Genomic DNA, 21,684 nt, shown 5'->3' on the forward strand with positions numbered 1-21,684 from the left:
CAACCATTCACTCGCTTGATGGAAAAAAGATCGTCGTTGCCAGCCACAATGCCGGCAAGCTGCGCGAATTCGCCGATCTGATGGGGCCGTTCGGCTTCGAAGCGAAATCGGCCAAGGACTATGGCCTGCCGGAGCCTGACGAGACCGGCACCACCTTCGAGGAGAACGCCTACATCAAGGCATTTGCCGCCGCCCAGGCCACCGGCCTGCCGGCGCTGTCCGATGATTCCGGCCTGTGCGTCGACGCGCTCGACGGCGCGCCCGGCGTCTACACCGCCAACTGGGCCGAAACCCCTGACGGTTCGCGCGATTTCGCCATGGCCATGCAACGCACCGAAGTGGCGCTGCAGGAAGTCGGTGCCGCCTTACCGGAACAGCGCAAGGGGTGCTTTGTCGCCGTCATCTGCCTGGCCTTTCCCGACGGTGACGCCGAATATTATCGCGGCGAGGCTGAAGGCACGCTGGTCTGGCCGCCGCGCGGCGACCTAGGCTTCGGCTACGACCCGGTGTTCCTGCCCAACGGCTTCGACAAGACCTTCGGCGAGATGAGCGCCGAGGAAAAACATGGCTGGAAGCCCGGCCAGCCGACGGCGCTGTCGCACCGCGCCCGCGCTTTCCAGAAATTCGCCAAAGCGAGATTGGGCTCGGCATGAGCATGCTGCTCGACCGGGCGCCCGGTTTTGGCGTCTACATCCATTGGCCGTTCTGCGCGGCCAAATGCCCCTATTGCGACTTTAACAGCCACGTCCGCCACCAGCCGGTCGACCAGGAACGCTTTGCCAGCGCTTTCGAGGCGGAGCTCGAGACCATGCGTCGGCGCAGCGGGCCGCGCGAGGTGACTAGCATTTTTCTCGGCGGCGGCACGCCGTCGCTGATGAAGCCGGAAACCGTGGCCAGGGTTCTGGACGCCGTGGCGAAGAACTGGACCGTTCCTGATGGCATCGAGGTGACGTTGGAGGCCAATCCATCCTCGGTCGAGGCCGAACGGTTTCGCGGCTATCGGGCAGCAGGCGTCAACCGCGTCTCGCTTGGCGTGCAGGCGTTGAACGACAAGGATTTGCGCTTCCTCGGCCGGCTGCACAATGTCGAGGAAGCGCTGCACGCCATCGGGCTCGCGCGGGAAATATTCCCCCGCCTCTCCTTCGACCTGATCTATGCCCGGCCCGGCCAGACACCGGAGGCCTGGCAGGCCGAGCTCGAACAGGCGATCGGCCATGCCGCCGATCATCTGTCGCTCTACCAGCTGACCATCGAGGAAGGCACGCCCTTCCACGCGCTGCATGCGGCAAAGAAATTCATTATTCCCGACAATGACCAGGCCGCCGACCTCTATGCGCTGACGCAGGAGATCACCACGGCGCACGGCCTGCCAGCCTACGAGATTTCAAACCACGCCAGGCCGGGCGCCGAAAGCCGGCACAATCTGACCTACTGGCGCTATGGCGAATATGTCGGCGTCGGGCCCGGCGCGCATGGCCGCTTCGTCGAAAACGGCCGCCGCACAGTCACGATCGCCGAGCGGATGCCGGAAACCTGGGCCAATCTGGTCGAGGCCAAGGGCCATGGCGTCACCGGCGGCGAGATCCTGACGCGCTCCGAAGAGGCCGACGAGTTCCTGCTGATGGGCCTGCGGCTGGCCGAGGGCATCGACCTTTCCCGCTACGAGGCATTCTCCGGACGTAGCCTGTCGAGCGCGCGGCTGTCGGTGCTGCAGGGCGAGGGTCTGGTGGCGCCGATCGGCAACGCCCGGCTCCGCGCCACGCCGGCCGGCATGATCGTGCTCGACGCGGTGGTGGCGGATCTGGCGCGCTAACCCTTGAAGAACGTTCTCTTCGTCTGCAGCCAGAACCGCTTGAGCAGCCCGACCGCAGAGCAGGTGTTTTCGAAACGCAGGGATATCGAGGTTGCGTCGGCGGGAACAAACCACGATGCCGACACGTCGCTGACGCATGAACTGGTCGCCTGGGCCGACGTCATCTTCGTCATGGAAAAGGCGCATCGCGCCAAATTGCAGAAGAAATTCAAGGCCAGCCTGAAGAAGGCTCGGATTATCTGCCTCGGCATTCCCGACGACTATGAATTCATGGATCCGGTGTTGATACGCCTCCTGGAGGCGCGCGTTTCACGATATCTGGGGTGAATGACCTGGCAGAGTGTTCGCAACCATGCGTTCGTCATCCTGGGCTTGACCCGAGGATCCATGCCGCGACACCTGCCGAGGTATGCGACGGCAGAATTCTCAACCCGTCGCTACCTATTGCGCTAGGCGTCGTGCTTGTGGCGGTGTTTGGCTCGATCCTTCTCGGCGTGCGACTCTCCGGAGCGGAGCGGCTTGGCGTCGTCCTTGTCGCGGCGGGCGCGGTGCTGGTCGCCTACTTGGGATAGCGGCACACCATTGCGGGCGTTTTTCGTTTCAAGACGGGTGATGAAGATATCGAAGCGATTGGGCATCGTTCGGTCAGTGCTCCGTCGTGCTGTCTGGTTTGTTGTCGGAAAGCCTGACATTCGTCGGCAAGGCGCTTGTGGTCCGCTTGGTCAGGCTGGTGTCGGTCTTGGCAGGGAGGCGCTTGTCCCTGGCTGCGGCAACGCGCTTGCGGCCGGCATAGTAGGGTTCGAAAGCGTCTTGTATTTTTAGGCTGTCCATCCTGTCCTCCTCCTCCGGAATCAGGGGGTAAATCTGCCGAACCCGGTTTCGTTCCCTACTGTGGCAAAGGAATGGCAGGCGGACGCGGCGTCAGCTTTTGCAAGCCGGCGTCAGCCGTGCCAAACAGGGTTTGAACGGAGATGCATCGGTGACCGGCGAAACGGGCAAGCGCAGCTATGTGGTCGGGCAGACCGAGATCGCGGCCCGGCCGCTGGAGGCGGCGCTCTATCTGGTGGCGACGCCGATCGGCAATCTCGCCGACATCACGCTGCGCGCGCTGGAAACGCTGGCCGCCGCCGACATCGTCGCCTGCGAGGACACACGGGTGTCGCGCGTGCTGCTCGACCGCTACGGCATCCGCCGACGCACCACGGCCTATCATGAGCACAATGCCGGCGAGGCCGGACCGAAGCTGATCGCGGCACTTCAAGCCGGACAGAGCGTGGCGCTGATTTCCGATGCCGGCACGCCGCTCGTCTCCGATCCCGGCTATCGGCTGGTCGGCGAGGCGCTCGACCATGGCATTCGCGTCGTGCCGATCCCCGGCCCGTCGGCGCCGCTTGCCGCGCTGACCGCATCCGGCCTGCCGTCGGACGCCTTCCTGTTCGCCGGCTTCCTGCCCGTGAAGACGGGGCAGCGGCTGACACGGCTCGAAGCCTTGAAAGCCGTGCCGGCGACGCTGATTTTCTTCGAATCGCCGCGCCGGCTGGCCGAATCCCTCGGCGCCATGGTCGACGCGCTCGGCGGCGAGCGAAAGGCTGCCATCGGCAGGGAATTGACCAAGACCTTCGAGGAAATGCGCACCGGCACACTGCAAGTGCTGGCCGACCATTATGCGGCGGCCGATACGCCGAAGGGCGAGATCGTCGTCTGCGTCGGTCCCGCCGAGGCCAAGGTCAACGAGCCTGAAGACATCGACCGCCTGCTGTTGTCGCTCGCTGCCGAAATGCCGGCCTCCAAGGCGGCGTCCGAAGCCGCGAAAATGAGCGGCGGCCAGAAACAGGCGCTCTATCGGCGATTGCTGGAGCTTAAGGGTGCCACTGGAGGAGGTGGTGGCTGAGCGCCCGAGCGCCAGCCGCCAAAAAGCCTATCGGCGCGGCCATCGCGGCGAATGGCTGGCGGCGGCAGCGCTGATGCTCAAGGGCTACCGGATTCTGGCGCGCCGCCACCGTACCCGCTTCGGCGAGATCGACCTGATCGCGCGGCGCGGCGATCTGGTCCTGTTCGTCGAGGTCAAGGCGCGCCGCACGCTGATCGAAGCCATGGACGCGATCGGCCATGAATCGGAGCGCCGCATCGAGGCGGCCGCCGACATCTGGCTGTCGCGCCAGTCCGACTATGGCAGACTGTCGATGCGCTTCGACATGGTCGCGGTGCTGCCCTGGCGCTGGCCGGTGCATGTCGAGAATGCGTTTTACGGAAGGAACTGAGGAGAGCGGTGCTCGCCCTTCGCAGGCTCAGGGCGTTCGTCGTTCGGAAAGCCAAGCAATTGGCTTTCCGTCCGCTTCGCGGACCACGCCTCACCCCCAGATCATCAGCGCCACCAGCCCGACGCCGCCAACCACCAGCCGCCACCAGCCAAACAGCGAATAGCCGTTGCGCGAGACGTAATCGAGCAGGAAGCGCACGACGATGAGCGCCGTGACAAAGGCGGCGACGAAGCCGATGGCGATGATCGGCAGGTCGGCACTGCTCAGCACGTTGCGGTTCTTGAACAGGTCGAAGGCGAAGGCGCCGACCATGGTCGGGATGGCAAGGAAGAAAGAAAATTCCGCCGCCGCCCGCTTGTCGACGCCTAGAAGCAGCGCGCCGACGATCGTCGACCCCGAGCGCGACGTGCCGGGGATCAGCGACAGGCACTGGAAAAGCCCGATCTGCAGGTAAAGCCGGGTTGGGAAGCGCTCAACGTCACGGTAGACCGGCTTGAGGTTCATGCGGTCTACCGCCAGCAGCACGACGCCGCCGATGATCAGCATGATGCAGATCAGCCTTGGCGATTCGAACAGCACCGTCTTGATGAAATCATGCGCCAGCGCGCCGATGATGGCCGCCGGCAGGAAGGCTATCAGGATGCCGATGACGAAATGCCGTGTCAGCCGGTCATGCGGCAGGTCGAGCAGCATTTGCCACAGGCGGCGGAAATAGACGCTCAGGATCGCCAGGATGGCGCCGAGTTGGATCAGGATCTCGAAGGCCTTGCCGGTCGAATGGAAGCCGAGGAAATGGCCGGCGAGCAGGATATGGCCGGTCGAGGAGACCGGTATAAACTCGGTCAGCCCCTCCAGCAGACCGAGCAGCAGGGCTTCGACGATGGTCTGGCTTTCCATGGCTACCTCGGCATTGGCGTGACGGCTAACAGAACGGCTTGCTTGTCATGGCCTGCAAGTCCCCCTATAGGTCGCAACACCCTGACGGCCCGCTAACCGGGCGGCCAAGACTTACCGGTGCGACCGGCGATTCGCCAGTGCGCTTTATCATCGCGGAACCATGCTGACGCTTTTCCACCACCCCATGTTCGCCACCTGTCGCTTCGTCCGCCTCGCTTTCGGCGAGTACGGCGAGGAGCTGGCCCTGATCGAGGAAAAGCCGTGGACGCGGCGCAAGGAGTTCCTGGCGCTGAATCCGGCCGGCACGCTGCCGATCCTTTTGGCCGAAGGCGACGTGCCGATCGTCGGCGCGACCGTCATCGCCGAATATCTTGATGAGACGCGCGGCGTCTTGAAGCGCGACAAGCGGCTGCTCGCCGAGGACCCGATGCAGCGCGCCGAAATCCGCCGGCTGATCGACTGGTACCTCAACAAGGCCGAAAGCGAGGTCACCCGCCATCTGGTGCGCGAACGCGTGCTGAAGCCGGTGATGCCGGAAACGGCGGGCGGCGGCTCTCCCGATTCCGGAGCTATCCGCGCCGCCCGCGCCAACATCCGCCAGCACATGAAATACACCAACTGGCTCGCCGGCACCCGCCATTGGCTGGCCGGCAGCAGAGTCACCTATGCCGATCTCGCGGCCGCCGCGACGCTGTCGGTGCTCGACTATCTCGGCGAGATCGACTGGCGCGAACACGCCGCGGCGCGCGAATGGTACACGCGGGTGAAATCGCGGCCCTCCTTCCGGCCGCTTTTGACCGATCGGGTGCGCGGCCTGTCGCCGGTGTCGCATTATGCGGACCTCGACTTCTGACGCCGCAAAACTGCGCGCGCTGATCGACGCGGAGGCGCATCGCGCCGGCTTCGATGCAGTCGCCGTCACCACCCCCGATGCGATTCCGTTGGCGCCGGCCCGCTTGGCCGAATTTGTCGCCGACGGCTTTCACGGTTCGATGGGCTGGATCGCCGAGACGCTTGAGCGCCGCAGCGAACCGACGGCACTGTGGCCGCAGGTGCGCTCGATCATCGTGCTGGCGATGAATTACGGTCCCGACCATGATCCGCGCGAGGTGCTGGCCAAGCAAGACCGTGGCGCCATCTCGGCCTATGCGCAGAACCGCGACTATCACGAGGTGATGAAGGGCCGGCTGAAGGAAATCGCCGGTAAGCTCGTGGCGCGCGCCGGCGGTGACGTGAAGGTCTTCGTCGACACCGCACCGGTGATGGAGAAGCCGTTGGCTGAGGCCGCCGGGCTCGGCTGGCAAGGCAAGCACACCAACCTGGTCAGCCGCGAGCACGGCTCCTGGCTGTTCCTCGGCACTATCTTCACCACAGCCGAACTCGTGCCCGACCGGGCCGAGATCGACCATTGCGGTTCCTGCCGCGCCTGCCTCGACGTCTGCCCGACCGATGCATTTCCGGCGCCCTACCGGCTCGACGCGCGGCGCTGCATCTCCTATCTCACCATCGAGAACAAGGGGCCGATCCCGCATGAATTCCGCGAGAAGGTCGGCAACCGCATCTATGGCTGTGACGATTGCCTCGCCGCTTGTCCGTGGAACAAGTTCGCGCGGGCGGCTTCCGAGGCAAAACTCGCGGCGCGCGACGATTTGCGCGAGCCGCCGCTTGGCCAGCTGCTCGAACTGGATGACGCAGCCTTCCGCGCCTTCTTTTCCGGGTCGCCGATAAAACGCATCGGCCGCGATCGTTTTGTCCGCAATGTGCTAATCGCCGCCGGCAATTCCGGCGATGCGGCGCTTGCCGACCCCGTGCGCGCCTTGCTGGACGACCCCTCGCCACTGGTGCGGGGCGCGGCAATATGGGCGCTGGCGCGGCTTGTGCCTGATGCCGAATATGCCGAACGGGCCGCTGCCGGCCTGAAAACCGAGAGCGATGACGCCGTGCGCGACGAATGGCGTCTGGCGCGGTCAACCAGGGCACATGCATGAGCGACAAGCAGATCTTCATCTTCGGCGCCGGCTATTCCGGCCAGGCTTTTGCGCGCGCCAGCAAGGCTGCCGCCACGATCTTCGGGACGACGCGTTCGGTCGACAAATTCGAGGCGCTGCGGCAGGCCGGCATCGCGCCGCTGCTGTTCGACAGCGCGCTGACCGGCGAAATCGGCGATGCGCTGGGAAAGACAACGCATCTGGTGGTTTCGGTCGCCCCGGATGAGGCCGGCGATCCCGTGCTCAATGCCGCCCGCGCGGCGACCGTGGCGCGGACGCCTGCACTTGAATGGATCGGCTATCTCTCGACAGTCGGCGTCTACGGCAATTATGACGGGGCCTGGGTCGATGAAACAGCCGAGTGCCGCCCGGTCTCGAAGCGCTCGGTGATGCGGGTGGCTGCCGAACGGGGCTGGCTGGAATTGGGCCGGGAGATCGGCCGGCCGGTGGCGATCCTGCGCCTGTCGGGCATCTACGGCCCCGGCCGCAACGCCCTGGTCAATCTGGAAAACGGCACCGCGCGGCGGCTGGTCAAGCCCAACCAGGTGTTCAACCGCATTCATTGCGACGACATTGCCGGCGCCCTCTGGCAACTTATCGAAGGCAATACCGGCGGCATCTTCAACGTCACCGATGATGAGCCGGCGCCGCCGCAGGATGTCGTCGCCTATGCCGCCGAGTTGATGGGCGTCGAGCCGCCGCCCGAGATTCCCTTCGACGCCGCCCAACTTTCACCCATGGCGCGGTCCTTCTATGGCGAGAACAAGCGTGTCGCCAACGCGGCGATCAAGGCGGCGGGCTATTCCCTGCGCTTTCCGGATTTCCGCGCCGCCTTCAACCATATGTGGACTGATGGCAACTGGCGCGATGGCGAGCCGCGCAGCCCGATGAAGCGCTAATCATCGAAGCGCTAATCATCGAAGCGCCGCGCGTTGCGTGCTATGATTCGGCCTTGGATTGCGGTGGGGATCCGGTTTCATGAAAACAGCGACGCGGCGATCTCTCGGCAGGAAATCACTGCTGGCCACAGCGCTCGGCCTGTTCGCGCTGGCCGGGCTCGCCGCGCAGCCGGCAGCGGCCGAGGAACGGGCGAAGGATCTGTTCGGCGCCAAGAAGCTGCCGGCGGCGACCGCAGCGCAATCCATTGGCTTCTATTCCAAGGGCTGTTTTGCCGGCGGCGTCGCCATTCCCATGGATGGCCCGACCTGGGAGGTGATGCGGCCGTCGCGCAACCGTCGTTGGGGTCATCCGGCGATGATCGCGGTGATCGAGAAACTGTCGCGAGACGCCGCGGCCGATGGTTGGCCGGGCCTGCTGATCGGCGACATTTCGCAGCCGCGCGGCGGCCCGATGATGACCGGCCACGCCTCGCACCAGATCGGCCTCGATGCCGACATCTGGCTGACGCCGATGCCCAGCTCTCCCCTGTCGATAGCACAACGCGAAAGCATCAGCGCCACCTTGATGGTCGACGAGAAGACCCATCTGGTGAAGGACGCGTTGTGGACGCCGGCACATACAAGGCTTTTGAAGCGGGCGGCGAGCTATCCCGAGGTCGAACGCATCCTGGTCAATCCCGGCATCAAGAAAAAGCTCTGCGACACCGTCAAGGGCGATCGTGACTGGCTGCGCAAGATCAGGCCGTTCTGGGGCCACGACTATCATTTCCACATGCGCATCGGCTGCCAGCCGGGCTCGCCCAACTGCAAGGCGCAGGAAGCGACGCCGGCCGATGACGGCTGCGGCAAGCCGCTCGCCTGGTGGTTCACGCAGGAGCCCTGGCGGCCCAACAAGAACCCGGATGCGCCGAAGGCCCGCGACCTGATGACGATGGCGAACTTGCCGAAGGAATGCCGCGCCGTGCTCGACGCGCCGGGGCCGACGTCTGCCGAGGCGGCAACCTATTATGGCGGCGCTGTGCCGGTCGCGGCTGCGGCGCCCGAGCCCGAAGCGCCTTCGCTGCCCGCCACCACTACCAGTGGTGCAGCCGGCTTGCCGGCTGCGGTGAACGCATTCACCGCGACTCCGGAGATCGGCATCCCGCTGCCGCGGCCACGGCCGGGAAACTGACCGCTGAGGCGCTTATCCAGGGTTGAACCGGTTTAGCCGTGCCGTTTTTGCGAAATAGTGGCCGTTTGGCCGCAGAACCTGTCTCACCGTGACACTGGCCTCGAAAACCGTTTCCCTTTTCAAACTCATGCGCTAGTCAACGGGAGAACGGCGTTGCGCCGTCGGGGGCGCCGGGGACGGACGAGAGCATGCCAAGCACGGGCGATGATGATACTTTGTTGCGGTTTCCGATCCTGATCGGCGACATTGGCGGCACCAATGCGCGCTTCTCGATCGTGCTCGACGCCAATTCCGAGGCCGGCGAGCCGACCATCGTCCAGACCGCCAATTACAACACCATCGACGAGGCGATCCAGGCGGCCGTGCTCGACCGCTCGTCGGTCCGCCCCAATTCGGCTGTGCTGGCGGTGGCCGGACCGGTCGACGGCGACGAGATCGAGCTCACCAACTGCCCGTGGATCGTCAAGCCCAGGCAGATGTTCGCCAGCCTCGGCTTGAGCGACATCGTCGTGCTCAATGATTTCGAGGCGCAGGCGCTGGCCGTCGTCGCGCTCGGCGAGGAGCACATGGAAAAGATCGGCGGCGGCACGCCGGAGCCCAATGCCGGGCGCGTCGTGCTCGGCCCCGGAACCGGGCTCGGCGTCGCGGGGCTGGTCTATGCGCTTCGCCACTGGATACCGGTGCCCGGCGAGGGCGGCCACATGGACATCGGCCCGCGCACGCCGCGCGATTTCGAGGTTTTCCCGCATATCGAGAAGCTCGAGGGCCGCATTTCGGGCGAGCAGATCCTGTGCGGACGCGGCCTCGTCAACGTCTACCGGGCGGTGGCCAAGGCGGACGGCAAGCCTGCCCCCTTCACCACGCCGGCGGAAGTCACCGCCGCGGCACTGGCCAAGACCGATCCGGTTGCCGAAGAGGCGGTGGAGACCTTCGTCACCTGCCTCGGGCGCACCGCCGGCGATCTCGCGCTGGTGTTCATGAGCCGAGGCGGCGTGTTCCTCACCGGTGGTATTGCGCAGAAGATCGTGCCGGCGCTGAAGGCCGGCAATTTCCGTGCCGCCTTCGAGGACAAGGCGCCGCACAGCGCGCTGATGCGCACCATGCCGGTCTATGTCATCACCCACCCGCTGGCAGCGCTTTTGGGCCTTGCCGCCTATGCCAGAAACCCCTCGCTGTTCGGGGTCCAGACCGCGGACCGCCGCTGGCGCGACGAAGTTAGTCACCCCAAGGCATAGGCAAGTCCGCCCCTTGGCGTTAAGAGAAGTGCCGAATCGCAACCCGGCCACGGGAAGCAGGAACCTGTGAAGCGCTCCGATTTGACATTTCAGATACCCAACAAGCCGAAAGTCACGCCCCGTGCGGTCACGGCGGTGCTCCGCCGCATTATCGCTGAAAACGGCCGTGATTACCGCTGGTCCTATGCTTTTGCCGCTGCCTGCCTGATCGCGGTGTCCGCGACGACCGCCTTCACCGCCTGGGTCATGAGCCCCGTCGTCAACTCGATATTCTATGAACGACGCGGCGATCTGATCGTGTGGATTTGCGCCGCCATCATGGCGGCCTTCCTCGTGCGCGGTTTCGCCGGTTACGGCCAGGCGGTGACGCTGGCCAAGGTCGGCAACAATCTGGTGGCGCGCTACCAGAAACGCCTCTTCGACCATCTGATGAAGCTCGGCGTCGGCTTTTTCAGCGACACGCGTTCGGGCCGGCTGGCTGCCCAGATGAACGAGAACGTCAACGGCATCCGCGACCTCCTGTCGATGACGCTCACGTCGATCGCGCGCGATGGCGTGACGTTGCTCGGTCTTCTTGGGGTCATGATCTACCAGGATCCCGTTCTCTCCCTGAGCTCCCTGCTGATCGGACCGCCGCTGATCTGGACTGTCACCTATCTGATGCGCCGGGTGCGCCGCATCACCCGCGAATCGGTGCAGATCAATTCGCGGCTGATCGGCGCCGTGCAGGAGGCCACGCAAGGCATTGCCATCGTCAAGGCCTTCACCATGGAAGAGGAGCTGTCGCGCCGCATCGGCGCGCTCGCCGACAGCGCCGAGCAGCGCGGAAACAAGATCGCCCGCGTCTCGGAACGGCTGGCGCCGATCTCCGACATGCTGGCCGGTCTTGCCGTCACCGGTGTCATCGCCTATTCCGGCTACCGGGCGATCGTTCTTGGACAGCCGCCGGGTGCGGTCTTTTCCTTCATCACCGCGCTGTTGCTCGCCTATGATCCGGCACGGCGGCTGGCGCGCATGCAGGTCGGCATGGAACGCGCGCTGGTCAATGCGCGCATGATCTACGAACTTCTCGATCTCGAGCCGCAGCAGGGCGACACGCCGGGAGCCGCCGAGGCAAGGTTCTCCACCGGCGAAGTGCGTTTCAACAACGTGTCCTTCCGCTACGTCGAGGAGGCACCGGTGCTGCAGGACCTGAGCTTCGTCGCCGCAGCCGGCAAGATGACCGCCATCGTCGGCGCCTCCGGCGCCGGCAAGACGACGCTGGTGGCACTGCTGCAGCGCTTCTACGACGTCGAGGCGGGAACGATCGAGATCGACGGCCAGGACATTTCCAAGGTCACCAAGCACTCGCTGCGCAGCTCCATCGCCTATGTCTCGCAGCAGCCCTATCTGTTCGAAGGCACTATCCGCGACAACATCCGCTATGGCCGGTTGAATGCCACCAACGCCGAAATCGAACAGGCCGCGCTGCAGGCCGAGGCCGACGGCTTCATCCGCCAGCAGCCGCAGGGCTACGACACGCCCGTCGGCGAAAACGGCGTGACCTTGTCGGGCGGCCAGCGCCAGCGCGTGTCGATCGCCCGCGCCATCGTGCGGCAGGCGCCGATCCTTCTGCTCGACGAGGCGACTTCGGCACTCGACAACGAGGCCGAGGCGCGGGTCCAGGAAGCGTTGATCCAGGTCATGGAAGGGCGCACCACCATCGTCATCGCGCACCGGCTGTCGACTGTGGTCAATGCCGACCACATTATCGTGCTGGAACAGGGCCATCTGGTCGAACAGGGAACGCATGCTTCGCTGATGGCCGATCCGCACAGCGTCTATGCCCGCTTCCACCGGGTGCAGGGCAAAAAAGGGCTGGGGCTTGTCGATGATGCCAAGCCAATCCAAACTCCGCCGCCGCGCAGCCGCGCGAAAAAGGCGGTCGGGAGACCTTCATGAGCGATATAGGCCTGGTCGTGGTGGGTGCTGCCGGCCGCATGGGGCAGACGCTGATCCGCGCCATCCACACCATTCCCGGCGTCCGCGTGATCGGCGCCGTCGAGCGTGCCGGCTCACCCTATCTGGGCAAGGATGCCGGCGAACTTGCCGGTATCGGCCGCATCGACGTGCCGATCGGCGACGATCCGCTGCCGGTCTTCGCCAGAGCCGACGGCGTGCTCGATTTCACCACGCCGGCCTCGAGCGTCGAATTCGCCGGCTACGCGGCGCAGGCGCGCATCGCCCATGTCATCGGCACCACGGGCTGCTCGGCCGATGATGACGCCAAGATCGCGGCGGCGGCGCGCCATGCGATGATCGTCAAGTCGGGCAATATGAGCCTCGGCGTCAATCTTCTGGCGGTGCTGGTCGAACAGGCGGCGCGCGCGCTCGACGCCGACGATTTCGACATCGAGATCCTCGAAATGCACCACAAGCACAAGGTCGACGCGCCGTCGGGCACGGCGCTGCTGCTCGGCGAGGCCGCCGCCGCCGGGCGCGGTATCGCGCTCGCCGGCAACGATGTGCGCGTCCGCGACGGCCATACCGGCGTACGCAAGACCGGCTCGATCGGCTTTGCCTCGCTGCGCGGCGGCTCGGTGGTCGGCGACCACAGCGTGATGCTGGCCGGCACCGGCGAGCGCATCACCCTGTCCCACCACGCCGAGGACCGCGCCATCTTCGCCCGCGGAGCCGTCAAAGCCGCCTTGTGGGCGCGCGGCCGCAAGCCGGGACTGTATTCGATGCGGGACGTGCTCGGCCTCAGCTGAGCGGCCAATCTGCCAACCTGCCTATCTGGCAATTTGAAGGAGCAAACATGTCGAGAACCCTCGTGCTCGTGCGCCACGGCCAGAGCGAATGGAACCTGAAGAACCTGTTCACCGGCTGGCGCGATGTCGACCTGACCGAGCAGGGCCACGCCGAGGCCAAGGCCGCAGGCCAAAAACTCAAGGCGCGCGGCCTGAAATTCGACATTGCCTTCACCTCGGCGCTGGTCCGGGCGCAAAAAACCTGCCAGCACATTCTTGACGCGGTCGGCCAGAGCGATCTGACGACCATCCGCGACCAGGCGCTGAACGAGCGCGACTATGGCGATCTCTCCGGCCTCAACAAGGACGATGCACGCAAGAAATGGGGCGAGGAGCAGGTGCATGTCTGGCGCCGCTCCTACGACGTGCCGCCGCCCGCCGGCGAAAGCCTGAAGGATACCGGCGCGCGCGTCTGGCCCTACTACCTGCACGACCTGCAGCCGCACGTGCTGCGCGGCGGCACCGTGCTGGTCGCCGCCCATGGCAACTCGCTGCGCGCGCTGATCATGGCGCTGGACGGCAAGTCGGGCGAGGAGATCGTCAAGCTGGAGCTCGGCACCGGCGTGCCGGTCATCTACACGCTCAACGCCGATTCCACGGTGGCTTCCAAGGAAGTGCTGGAGAGCTAAGCCGGCAAGCAGCAAGCCATTCTTGGTCGGGCATGATCTCTTCCGAAAACCGGTTCCCACTTTTCGGGATCATGCTTTGAAAAAAGCGCGTTGACACACATCGCTTGCCCGCTTACATGAGCCCGCACCAGCCCAGATGGCGGAATTGGTAGACGCGCACGGTTCAGGTCCGTGTTCCGCAAGGAGTGGAGGTTCGAGTCCTCTTCTGGGCACCAAATTCCCGTTTCGAACCATTCGACGGTTCAGAGACCCAAAGAAAAAGCCCGGTTCGTCCGGGCTTTTTCTTTGCCGCCAACCTCTCCTCCCGGCTAGGCGCTGAACAAACCGCTTCAAACTGCGCCGCCGGTTCGGTACGGTCGAAACTATGTCTCAATCGACCACCAACCCGATCTTCGGCGCCCGTCGGGATCAGGCGTTTCCCACGTTGGCTGAAGCCGACATCGATCGCATGCGCCGGTTCGGCGAGGCCAGCGCCTACGCCACCGGCGAGTACATCGTCACGGCCGGCGATGTGGCGCCCGGCCTGATCGTCGTCCTGTCGGGCAGGGTCGACATTATCCAGGACGGCGGGCTCGGCCGGCGCGAAACGATCGTGACGCATGGTCCGGGCAGCTTTGTCGGCGAACTGGCCCAGCTTTCGGCCCGCCCCTCGCTGGTGGATGCGCGGGCCGCCGAGCCGGTGAAGGCGTTCGTCATCGCCTCGCAGAGGCTGCGCGACCTGATGGTGCAGGAGGCCAATCTCGGCGAGCGCATCATGCGGGCGCTGATCCTGCGCCGTGTCGGGCTGCTGGAAAGCGCAACCAGCGGGCCGATCATCATCGGACCCGTCAACAATGCCGACGTCTTGCGATTGCAGGGATTCCTGGCCCGCAGCGGCCAGCCGCACCGCGTGCTCGATTCTGACAGCGACCCCTGCGCCAAAACCCTGGTCGAGCGCTTCGATGTCGACCTCCACCATCTGCCGATCGTGCTGTGTCCGAGCGGCCGGCTGCTGCTCAATCCCGGCGAGAAGGATCTCGCCCGCTGCATCGGCCTGCTGCGGCCGATCGATGCCGACAAATTATACGACGTCGCCATAGTCGGCGCCGGGCCGGCGGGGCTGGCAGCGGCCGTTTATGCGGCGTCCGAAGGTCTGTCTACCATCGTCCTCGATTGCCGGGCCTTCGGTGGGCAGGCCGGCGCCTCCTCGCGCATCGAGAACTATCTCGGTTTCCCCACCGGCATTTCGGGCATGGCGCTGATGGCGCGCGCCTACAACCAGGCGCAGAAATTCGGAGTTGAAATGGTGATTCCCGACGAGGCGAAGCTGCTGAGCGCTGGGACCGACGGTGCCCGTTACACGCTTGACGTCGGCGACGGCGAGACCGTTCGGACGCGCACCGTGGTGATCGCCAGCGGCGCGCGCTACCGCCGCCTCGATGTCGCCAATCTGGCGCAGTTCGAGGGGACGTGCGTGCACTATTGGGCCTCGCCGATCGAAGCGCGGCTTTGCCAGGGCCAGGAGGTGGCGCTGGTCGGTGCCGGCAATTCGGCCGGACAGGCGGCTGTCTACCTGGCCAGCCACGTGCACAAGGTGGCGCTGCTGGCGCGCGGCGGCAGCCTCGATGCCAGCATGTCGCGCTATCTCGTCGAGCGCATCAGGGCGCAGCCGAACATCGAGGTGCTGACCGGGACCGAGGTCGAAGCGCTGGAAGGCGACGAAGGCAATCTCAACACGGTGCGGTGGCGCAACCGCGCCAGCGGCGTGGAAACGACGCGCCCGATCCGCCATCTCTTCCTGTTCATCGGCGCCGACCCGAATACGGACTGGCTGGCTCACTGCAACGTGGCGCTGGATGCCAACGGCTTCGTGCGCACCGGATCAGACCTGGGATCGGCGCATAGGGTGATGGAGACGAGCCGCAGCGGTGTGTTTGCCATCGGCGACGTCCGTGCCGGCTCGGTCAAGCGCGTCGCGGCGGCCGTCGGCGAGGGTGCCCAGGTGGTGGCGGCGTTGCACGGCTATCTAGCGCAAGATGGCAGCCACGCCGTCGCGCCTCAATTGATCGGGAGAGTGTGATGGCGGATGAATGCAGACATGCGGGTGATATCAAGGACGTGACGCCGAGCGCGCTCGGCTGCGAGGAATGCCTGAAAAGCGGTTCGCAATGGGTGCATCTGCGGCTCTGCCGCACCTGCGGCCATGTCGGCTGCTGCGACGACTCGCCTAACCGTCACGCCACCAAGCATTTTCACGCCACCCGCCATCCGATCATCGAGGGCTACGATCCGCCGGAAGGCTGGGGCTGGTGCTACATCGACGAGGCCTTTCTCGATCTCGGGGACCGCACGACGCCGCAGAACGGTCCGATCCCGCGCTTTTATTGAGCCCGACGTTATCGGGACGCGACCTCAAAATCTGCCAGCGAAATATCGATACCCCAGCCATCCCGCCAGCGCGACCGAAGCGACCCAGATACAAGCGATGATCACGGCGGCGCTGCGGCTCACGGGCCTGTCAACGGCAAGGGCGGCGGTCTCCCTGTGTTCCGCCATTACCTCAGGCGGGATCATCTTGACCACGGCAAGGACGCCCAAGGGGACCAGGATCGCATCGTCGAGGTAGCCAATCACCGGGATGAAATCGGGTATCAGGTCGATTGGGGATAAGGCGTATCCCGTGACACACACGGCAAGCGCCTTGGCATACCATGGCGTTCGGGGATCGCGCGCGGCGAGGTAGAGCGCATGCACGTCGCGCTTGATTGTTCGTGCCCATTCCTTCAGTGCCATGGGGCGACTTTAGCGCCAAATGGCAACGCGCCGATAGTGCACGCCACGCGCCTGGCCCTTCCTCGTCGCCGGCCGCCCCGAAGAGGGACGACCGCCGCTCTATCGCACGGAGCCTGTGACGGTCGGGTCGATCGTGCTGGGAACGGATTTGCGTTCGTTGCCGGCAAGCGCGGCTATGATCAGCAGGCTGGCCACAACCGGCACGAACAGGATGGCAACGCGGGCTTGCACGTAGAAGATGGCGCGCCATTCGTTGCGCTTGTCGGGGCTGTTGCTCATCATACTCACTTTGTCAGACCTCCCGGGCGTGACATAGCCGGGAACCGTTAAGCAACTCCTTCCGACTTTGTTAACCCGGCGGAATTGAGGCGAAGTTCCGGGTCCTGATCCTCGGTTTCAGCCCAGCCCGAGCCGTCTGGCGCCTTGCCGGAACAGTGCCGCGGCATCCGGCTCGAAGCGGAAGGTGCCGATGAAATCGTCGCTTGAATAGTTCGGCAATGTCTTGCGGATGGCGGCGGCAAAGCCCTGCGCCTCGTCGAGCCGGCCCGCCAGCGCCAGGCAGTGTGCGGCGATCGCCAGGATGATGGCGTGGGCGTTGGGCCGCGCCGCTGCCTTCAGCGCCCATTCGGCCGCCTCCTCGAACTGGCCGAGCCGGACATGCGCCATCGCCCGCGCCCCCAGCATGCCGAACAGCAGCGGGTCGAACGGGCTGAGATGGCGCGAATGGTCGGACGAGCCGATCGCCGCCTGCGGGTCGCCCGACTGCGAGTGGACGAAGGACAGCGCATAGTGGCCAAGCGCGAAGTTAGGGCTGAGGTCCACCGCCCGTTCCAGTTCGAGCAGCGAACCGTCCTGTTCGCCGCGCAGCCACAGCGCCCGGCCCATCGCCCAGTGCGCGGCCGGATTGTGGTCGTCGACCAGCAGGCTGTGGCCGGCGCTCTCGAAGGCCAGCGCGCTTTCCCGGTCGCGGTCGCCCCAGCGCTGGAAGGCGTTCTGCCAATGAGTGAAGGACAGGCCGGCATAGGCGCGGGCGAAAGTCGGATCGAGCCGCAAGGCCATGTCGAAGAAATGCCGCGCCTGCTCGTTTTCGACCTGGGTGAAGCGGTACATGTGCCAGAGGCCGCGGTGATAGGCCTCCCAGGCGTTGAGCGAATTGGGCGCCTTGAGCATGGCGCGGTTGCGCTCGACCGTTTCGATCTCGGCCGAGATCGACGACACGATGCTGTTGCCGATATCGTCAAGCAAGCCGAAGATGTCGTCGGACCGGCGCTCGAACGTCTCGGCCCAGACGATCCTGGCCGTGCGCACCTCGATGAGTTCGACGCTGACAATCAGACGGCCGGGCCGGCTGCGCACCGTGCCGGTGGCGACATAGTCGACATTCAGCCGCCGGCCGGCATCCTCGGGTGCGATGTTCTTCTCGGCCAGTGCAAACACCGATCCGCGCGCGATGACGAAGAAATCCCTGAGCTTCGCCAGGCGCGTGATGATGTCGTGGGTAAAACCGTCGGCAAGCCCACCGCGCGAGCCGCCGGTCTCCTCGACAAACGGCATGACGGCCAGCGAGGCGTGGCTCGGTTCGACCGGGCCGGTATGGCCGGGTGTGGCGACCAATTGCGATACCGCGGACAGGCCGGCCGGCGGCGCCCGCTGCGAGACGGCTGGCCGTTGCTCACGCATCGCCCGCCAGGCGGCACTGACCGGTCCGAAATCGATCGCCTCCGACTGAAACAACTGTTCTGCCGCCGCCAGATGCTGCTCGGCCGCGCCAATCTCACCGTGCTCCGCCAGATTGGCCAGCAACGCCAGATGCGCGCGCGTGTCGAACGGCGCCAGCTCGACCCATTTGTCGAGATGCGCGGACACATCCGGGGTGTCAGCCGGATGGTTTGCGACAAGATGCTCCAGCACGGCGACGTGGCATGAGTGAAAACGGCGGCGTTGAGCGACCAGCCAGCTGTTGAAATGCGGGCTGCGTTCGAGCTCCAGCCCGTCGAGGAAATCGCCGGCGAACAGTTTGGCCAGCGCCCCTAGCCGCTCCGCATCGAGGGTGCCGATCCCTTGCTCCGCAGCGTGGCTGACCTCCAGCGCATCGACCAGGCAATCGCTGAGGTCAAGCGCGACCGTGTCGCCTTGCGTGGAGACACGGCGCCGATCCGGCTCGTCGAGCGCGCCGCGCAGTTTGCTGAGGCACCAGCGCAGCTCGCCGCGGGGATCGTTGGGCACGTCCCACAACAGCTCGCACAGGCGACTGCGGCCAACGGCGTGCGGCGCCAGCGCCAGATAGGCAAACAGCGCGCGCAGCTTGCGTGAGGCCGGCAGCGCCACCGCAACGCCGTTGCGGGAGATCGTCAGCGTTCCAAGCAGGCGCACGGACGGGCCGGTCACTTGGCTGTCCAGTCTCGATCGGGTGGATTCCACGTGCGTTTCCACGCCTGCTCCCACGCTGGCCTGTCGGCCCTTGCTGTATCACCGAAACCGACAAAGCGCATCTGGCGGCGAAGTTCCGCGCCGGATGCCGCCATTGCCGCAATGCCGGCATGTCTGTCCTAGCGCGGCAAGGTCTCGAAACCTCGCCGCCCAACCCGCCGGTTTGTAACCGGCTTGTGATGGCAAACGATCGAGGAGATCAAAGATGTTGCAGAAGCAGAAAATCAGGACCACCGCCGGGCGCGGCCGCCTGTTCGACAGCATTCTCGACACAGTCGGCGACACGCCGGTGGTGCGTATCAACAATCTCTCGCCGGCCCATGCAACGATCTATGTGAAGGCTGAGTTCTTCAATCCGGGAGCCTCGGTGAAGGACCGCCTGGCGCTCAACATCATCGAGGCGGGCGAGCGCAGCGGCTCACTGAAGCCGGGCCAGACGGTGGTCGAGGCGACCAGCGGCAACACCGGCATCGGGCTGGCCATGGTCTGTGCGCAGAAGGGCTATCCGCTGGTCGTCACCATGGCCGACAGTTTTTCGGTCGAGCGCCGCAAGCTGATGCGCATGCTGGGCGCCAAGGTGGTGCTGACGCCGCGCGCCGAGAAGGGCTTTGGCATGCACAAGAAGGCGGTGGAACTGGCTGAGGCCAATGGCTGGTTCCTCGCCCGCCAGTTCGAGACGGCGGCCAATGCCGCCATCCACGAGGCGACGACGGCGCGCGAGATCATCAATGATTTTGCCGGTTCGCGGCTCGACGGCTTTGTCACCGGCTATGGCACGGGCGGCACGGTCGTCGGCGTGGCGCGCGTGCTGCGGCGGGAACGGCCGGAGACACGCATCGTGCTCTCCGAGCCGGCCAACGCGCAACTCATCGGCAGCGGCAAGGCGCAGCAGCGCGCTGCCGACGGCGCTCCTGCCGCCACCCACCCGGCCTTCGAGCCGCACCCGATCCAGGGCTGGACGCCGGACTTCATCCCCAACGTGCTGCAGGAAGCGATCGACGCCAGCCTTTATGACGAGGTGATGCCGGTTGCCGGGCTCGAGGGCATCAAATGGGCCAAGGCGCTGGCACGCCAGGAAGGCATCTTCACCGGCATTTCCGGCGGCGCCACCTTCGCGGTGGCGCGGCAGGTCGCCGAACGGGCGCCGGCCGGCGCGGTCATCCTGTGCATGCTGCCCGACACCGGCGAACGCTACATGTCGACGCCGCTGTTCGACGGCATCGAGGCCGAGATGGATGCCGACGAGATCGCCCTGTCGCGCTCGACGCCCGGCTGCCAGTTTCCGGCGGCTTGACGGAGACCCATCATGGACATGGTGCAAGAAACCCTTGGCACGACCGAGGAAACGCTTGACCCCCAGGACTGGGCCGATGTGCAGGTCCTGTCGCACCGGGTCATCGACGATGCGGTCGATTATCTGCGCGACGTGCGCGACCGCCCGGTATGGCGGGAGATGCCGGCGGATGTAAGAGATGTCTTCGCGGCACCCCTGCCGCGATCGCCGTCGCCCCTAGCCGCTGTCTATGACGAGGTCTCCCGGACTGTGATGTCCTATCCAATGGGCAACATCCATCCGCGCTTCTGGTCCTGGTACATGGGGTCTAGCAATTTTGCTGGCGCGCTCGGCGACTTCCTGGCGGCAATCCAGGGCTCTAATCTTGGCGGCGGCAACCACGCCGCCGGGCTGATGGACAGCCAGGTGGTGAACTGGTGCAAGCAGATGCTGGGTTTTCCCGCTTCTGCCGGCGGCACGCTGGTCAGCGGAGGCTCGATGGCCAACATCATCGGGCTGACCGTGGCGCGCAACGTCAAGGCCGGCATCGACGTGCGCGAGCATGGCGTTGCCGCCATCGAGAAGCCGTTGCGTTTCTATGGCTCGGACCAGATCCACTCCTGCCACCGCAAGGCGATGGAAGCGCTCGGCCTCGGCAACCGGGCGCTGCGCCGCATCCCGACCGATGCCGGCATGCGCATGGACATCGCCGCCTTGCGCGCAGCAATCGCCGAGGACCGCGCGGCCGGATTCAAGCCGGCCTGCGTCATCGGCACGGCCGGCACGGTCAACACCGGGGCGATCGACGACCTGCGGGCGCTAGCCAAACTGGCGCATGAGGAAGACCTCTGGTTCCATGTCGACGGCTGCATCGGCGCGCTGATCGCCATTGCACCCGAAAATGCCCATCGCGTCGCCGGCATCGAATGGGCCGATTCGGTCGCGCTCGACCCGCACAAATGGCTGCACGCACCATTCGAGGTCGGCTGCGCCCTGGTCAGGGACGCCGTCGCACATCGCAAGACCTTCGCGGTGACGCCGGAATACCTGGAATCGACCCCGCGCGGTCTCGCCTCCGGCGAATGGCTGCACGACTACGGCCTGCAGACGTCGCGCGGCTTTCGCGCACTCAAGGTGTGGATGGCGCTGAAGGAGCATGGCGCCGACAAGTTCGGACGTCTGATCGACCAGAATATTGCGCAGGCGGGTTACCTCGCCGGGCTGATCGAGGCCGAGCCTGAACTGGAGCTGGCAGCATTGCCGACCATCAACATCGTCTGCTTCCGCTATCAGCCGGGCCTCGCCGGCGAGGCGCCGAAGGCGCTCAACACCGAAATCATGCTGCGGCTGCAGGAAGAGGGCATTGCAGCACTCTCCGACACCACGGTGCATGGCCAGCATTGGCTGCGGGTGGCGATCACCAACCACCGCACCCGGCGCGAGGATCTCGACCTTCTGGTGGGTCAAGTGACGAGGCTGGGGCGGCAGATCGCGGCGGAGCATCCTGCGTCTTTCTAGTTCCCGGCA

The 21,684-nt window shown here is 65.5% G+C and carries 22 protein-coding genes, 1 tRNA gene and 1 pseudogene; 19 read left to right on the forward strand and 5 right to left on the reverse strand.

Features of this window, described 5'->3' with window-relative positions; genetic code table 11:
- Positions 1-5: 5 nt before the first annotated feature.
- The 4 genes and pseudogenes from rdgB to AC1DZU_RS00705 all read left to right on the forward strand — a co-directional run.
- Positions 6-653 (forward strand): RdgB/HAM1 family non-canonical purine NTP pyrophosphatase, encoded by a 648-nt coding sequence (gene rdgB / locus AC1DZU_RS00690; RefSeq protein WP_477282169.1) that lies wholly within the window; start codon positions 6-8, stop codon positions 651-653.
- Entirely contained in the window at positions 650-1,813 is a 1,164-nt protein-coding gene (gene hemW, locus AC1DZU_RS00695; RefSeq protein WP_477280815.1) for a radical SAM family heme chaperone HemW, read from the forward strand. The genes rdgB and hemW overlap by 4 nt, the downstream gene beginning before the upstream one ends.
- A 3-nt stretch (positions 1,814-1,816) precedes the next feature.
- On the forward strand, positions 1,817-2,140 hold the full coding sequence (locus AC1DZU_RS00700; protein ID WP_477280817.1) for a low molecular weight protein tyrosine phosphatase family protein: 324 nt from the start codon (positions 1,817-1,819) through the stop codon (positions 2,138-2,140).
- A gap of 122 nt (positions 2,141-2,262) precedes the next feature.
- Positions 2,263-2,385 (forward strand): annotated as a pseudogene (locus tag AC1DZU_RS00705) (EamA family transporter); the annotation flags it as partial.
- 73 nt (positions 2,386-2,458) lie between these two features.
- On the opposite strand, the gene AC1DZU_RS00710 reads toward AC1DZU_RS00705, so the two are convergent.
- On the reverse strand, positions 2,459-2,644 hold the full coding sequence (locus tag AC1DZU_RS00710) for a hypothetical protein (protein WP_095083758.1): 186 nt from the start codon (positions 2,642-2,644) through the stop codon (positions 2,459-2,461).
- A gap of 148 nt (positions 2,645-2,792) precedes the next feature.
- Here AC1DZU_RS00710 and rsmI point away from each other — a divergent pair, with 148 nt between their 5' ends.
- Both rsmI and AC1DZU_RS00720 read left to right on the forward strand, forming a co-directional pair.
- Positions 2,793-3,704 carry a 16S rRNA (cytidine(1402)-2'-O)-methyltransferase gene (gene rsmI, locus AC1DZU_RS00715; RefSeq protein ID WP_477280819.1) on the forward strand — a complete coding sequence of 304 codons (912 nt, stop codon included), beginning with the start codon at positions 2,793-2,795 and terminating at the stop codon, positions 3,702-3,704.
- Positions 3,697-4,074, forward strand: coding sequence for a YraN family protein (locus tag AC1DZU_RS00720; RefSeq protein WP_477280821.1), 378 nt, complete (start codon positions 3,697-3,699; stop codon positions 4,072-4,074). The genes rsmI and AC1DZU_RS00720 overlap by 8 nt, the downstream gene beginning before the upstream one ends.
- A gap of 90 nt (positions 4,075-4,164) precedes the next feature.
- Here the strand turns inward: AC1DZU_RS00720 and AC1DZU_RS00725 are convergent, their stop codons facing one another.
- Positions 4,165-4,971 (reverse strand): undecaprenyl-diphosphate phosphatase, encoded by an 807-nt coding sequence (locus AC1DZU_RS00725; RefSeq protein WP_457150270.1) that lies wholly within the window; start codon positions 4,969-4,971, stop codon positions 4,165-4,167.
- A gap of 160 nt (positions 4,972-5,131) precedes the next feature.
- Between AC1DZU_RS00725 and AC1DZU_RS00730 the strand changes: the two genes are divergently transcribed.
- The 11 genes from AC1DZU_RS00730 (at position 5,132) to AC1DZU_RS00780 (ending at position 16,049) form a co-directional block, all read left to right on the forward strand.
- Complete coding sequence (locus tag AC1DZU_RS00730; RefSeq protein WP_184872835.1) at positions 5,132-5,824, forward strand: glutathione S-transferase family protein; 693 nt, start codon at positions 5,132-5,134, stop codon at positions 5,822-5,824.
- Complete coding sequence (queG, locus tag AC1DZU_RS00735; protein WP_477280824.1) at positions 5,805-6,959, forward strand: tRNA epoxyqueuosine(34) reductase QueG; 1,155 nt, start codon at positions 5,805-5,807, stop codon at positions 6,957-6,959. Before AC1DZU_RS00730 ends, queG begins: the two co-directional genes overlap by 20 nt.
- Complete coding sequence (locus tag AC1DZU_RS00740) at positions 6,956-7,858, forward strand: SDR family oxidoreductase (RefSeq protein WP_477280826.1); 903 nt, start codon at positions 6,956-6,958, stop codon at positions 7,856-7,858. Before queG ends, AC1DZU_RS00740 begins: the two co-directional genes overlap by 4 nt.
- 79 nt (positions 7,859-7,937) lie before the next feature.
- Entirely contained in the window at positions 7,938-9,029 is a 1,092-nt protein-coding gene (mepA, locus tag AC1DZU_RS00745) for a penicillin-insensitive murein endopeptidase (protein ID WP_477280828.1), read from the forward strand.
- A 188-nt stretch (positions 9,030-9,217) separates the two neighbouring features.
- Positions 9,218-10,264, forward strand: coding sequence for a glucokinase (locus tag AC1DZU_RS00750; RefSeq protein WP_477224867.1), 1,047 nt, complete (start codon positions 9,218-9,220; stop codon positions 10,262-10,264).
- Between the two features lie 81 nt (positions 10,265-10,345).
- The gene (locus AC1DZU_RS00755) at positions 10,346-12,205 is read left to right on the forward strand and encodes an ABC transporter ATP-binding protein (RefSeq protein WP_477280831.1); all 1,860 of its coding nucleotides are present in this window, start codon (positions 10,346-10,348) and stop codon (positions 12,203-12,205) included.
- A complete protein-coding gene (gene dapB / locus AC1DZU_RS00760; RefSeq protein ID WP_477280833.1) occupies positions 12,202-13,014 on the forward strand; it encodes a 4-hydroxy-tetrahydrodipicolinate reductase in 813 nt (270 codons plus the stop codon). Before AC1DZU_RS00755 ends, dapB begins: the two co-directional genes overlap by 4 nt.
- Positions 13,015-13,061: 47 nt before the next feature.
- A complete protein-coding gene (locus AC1DZU_RS00765) occupies positions 13,062-13,682 on the forward strand; it encodes a 2,3-bisphosphoglycerate-dependent phosphoglycerate mutase (RefSeq protein ID WP_477280835.1) in 621 nt (206 codons plus the stop codon).
- A 130-nt stretch (positions 13,683-13,812) separates the two neighbouring features.
- Positions 13,813-13,897: transfer RNA gene (locus AC1DZU_RS00770), tRNA-Leu, on the forward strand.
- 149 nt (positions 13,898-14,046) lie between these two features.
- Positions 14,047-15,741, forward strand: a complete 1,695-nt coding sequence (locus tag AC1DZU_RS00775; protein ID WP_477280837.1) for an FAD-dependent oxidoreductase — start codon at positions 14,047-14,049, stop codon at positions 15,739-15,741.
- A complete protein-coding gene (locus AC1DZU_RS00780; RefSeq protein WP_477280839.1) occupies positions 15,741-16,049 on the forward strand; it encodes a UBP-type zinc finger domain-containing protein in 309 nt (102 codons plus the stop codon). Before AC1DZU_RS00775 ends, AC1DZU_RS00780 begins: the two co-directional genes overlap by 1 nt.
- 24 nt (positions 16,050-16,073) lie before the next feature.
- On the opposite strand, the gene AC1DZU_RS00785 is transcribed toward AC1DZU_RS00780, so the two are convergent.
- The 3 genes from AC1DZU_RS00785 to AC1DZU_RS00795 all read right to left on the reverse strand — a co-directional run bounded on the left by AC1DZU_RS00785 (position 16,074) and on the right by AC1DZU_RS00795 (position 18,842).
- Entirely contained in the window at positions 16,074-16,454 is a 381-nt protein-coding gene (locus AC1DZU_RS00785) for a YkvA family protein (RefSeq protein ID WP_477280841.1), read from the reverse strand.
- 99 nt (positions 16,455-16,553) lie between these two features.
- On the reverse strand, positions 16,554-16,733 hold the full coding sequence (locus tag AC1DZU_RS00790) for a hypothetical protein (protein ID WP_164548818.1): 180 nt from the start codon (positions 16,731-16,733) through the stop codon (positions 16,554-16,556).
- Positions 16,734-16,850: 117 nt separating this feature from the next.
- On the reverse strand, positions 16,851-18,842 hold the full coding sequence (locus tag AC1DZU_RS00795; RefSeq protein ID WP_477280843.1) for a transcriptional regulator: 1,992 nt from the start codon (positions 18,840-18,842) through the stop codon (positions 16,851-16,853).
- Positions 18,843-19,089: 247 nt separating this feature from the next.
- Between AC1DZU_RS00795 and AC1DZU_RS00800 the strand changes: the two genes are divergently transcribed.
- Together AC1DZU_RS00800 and AC1DZU_RS00805 are read left to right on the forward strand one after the other, a co-directional pair.
- Positions 19,090-20,178: a PLP-dependent cysteine synthase family protein gene (locus AC1DZU_RS00800; protein ID WP_477280845.1), complete on the forward strand. Its 1,089-nt coding sequence runs from the start codon at positions 19,090-19,092 to the stop codon at positions 20,176-20,178.
- 12 nt (positions 20,179-20,190) lie between these two features.
- Positions 20,191-21,675, forward strand: a complete 1,485-nt coding sequence (locus AC1DZU_RS00805) for a pyridoxal phosphate-dependent decarboxylase family protein (protein ID WP_477280848.1) — start codon at positions 20,191-20,193, stop codon at positions 21,673-21,675.
- The last annotated feature ends 9 nt before the right edge of the window (positions 21,676-21,684 follow it).

The sequence above is a fragment of the Mesorhizobium sp. P2_A12 genome (assembly GCF_056405075.1).

Excerpts from the sequence above, each read along its gene's own strand:
- hemW (WP_477280815.1), top strand. The coding sequence starts at position 650 with ATGAGCATGCTGCTCGACCGGGCGCCCGGTTTTGGCGTCTACATCCAT.
- AC1DZU_RS00775 (WP_477280837.1), top strand. The coding sequence starts at position 14,047 with ATGTCTCAATCGACCACCAACCCGATCTTCGGCGCCCGTCGGGATCAG.
- AC1DZU_RS00805 (WP_477280848.1), top strand. The coding sequence starts at position 20,191 with ATGGACATGGTGCAAGAAACCCTTGGCACGACCGAGGAAACGCTTGAC.
- AC1DZU_RS00725 (WP_457150270.1), bottom strand. The coding sequence starts at position 4,971 with ATGGAAAGCCAGACCATCGTCGAAGCCCTGCTGCTCGGTCTGCTGGAG.
- AC1DZU_RS00765 (WP_477280835.1), top strand. The coding sequence starts at position 13,062 with ATGTCGAGAACCCTCGTGCTCGTGCGCCACGGCCAGAGCGAATGGAAC.
- AC1DZU_RS00780 (WP_477280839.1), top strand. The coding sequence starts at position 15,741 with ATGGCGGATGAATGCAGACATGCGGGTGATATCAAGGACGTGACGCCG.
- AC1DZU_RS00785 (WP_477280841.1), bottom strand. The coding sequence starts at position 16,454 with ATGGCACTGAAGGAATGGGCACGAACAATCAAGCGCGACGTGCATGCG.
- dapB (WP_477280833.1), top strand. The coding sequence starts at position 12,202 with ATGAGCGATATAGGCCTGGTCGTGGTGGGTGCTGCCGGCCGCATGGGG.
- AC1DZU_RS00740 (WP_477280826.1), top strand. The coding sequence starts at position 6,956 with ATGAGCGACAAGCAGATCTTCATCTTCGGCGCCGGCTATTCCGGCCAG.
- AC1DZU_RS00800 (WP_477280845.1), top strand. The coding sequence starts at position 19,090 with ATGTTGCAGAAGCAGAAAATCAGGACCACCGCCGGGCGCGGCCGCCTG.
- AC1DZU_RS00710 (WP_095083758.1), bottom strand. The coding sequence starts at position 2,644 with ATGGACAGCCTAAAAATACAAGACGCTTTCGAACCCTACTATGCCGGC.
- AC1DZU_RS00790 (WP_164548818.1), bottom strand. The coding sequence starts at position 16,733 with ATGAGCAACAGCCCCGACAAGCGCAACGAATGGCGCGCCATCTTCTAC.
- mepA (WP_477280828.1), top strand. The coding sequence starts at position 7,938 with ATGAAAACAGCGACGCGGCGATCTCTCGGCAGGAAATCACTGCTGGCC.
- queG (WP_477280824.1), top strand. The coding sequence starts at position 5,805 with ATGCGGACCTCGACTTCTGACGCCGCAAAACTGCGCGCGCTGATCGAC.
- AC1DZU_RS00730 (WP_184872835.1), top strand. The coding sequence starts at position 5,132 with ATGCTGACGCTTTTCCACCACCCCATGTTCGCCACCTGTCGCTTCGTC.
- AC1DZU_RS00750 (WP_477224867.1), top strand. The coding sequence starts at position 9,218 with ATGCCAAGCACGGGCGATGATGATACTTTGTTGCGGTTTCCGATCCTG.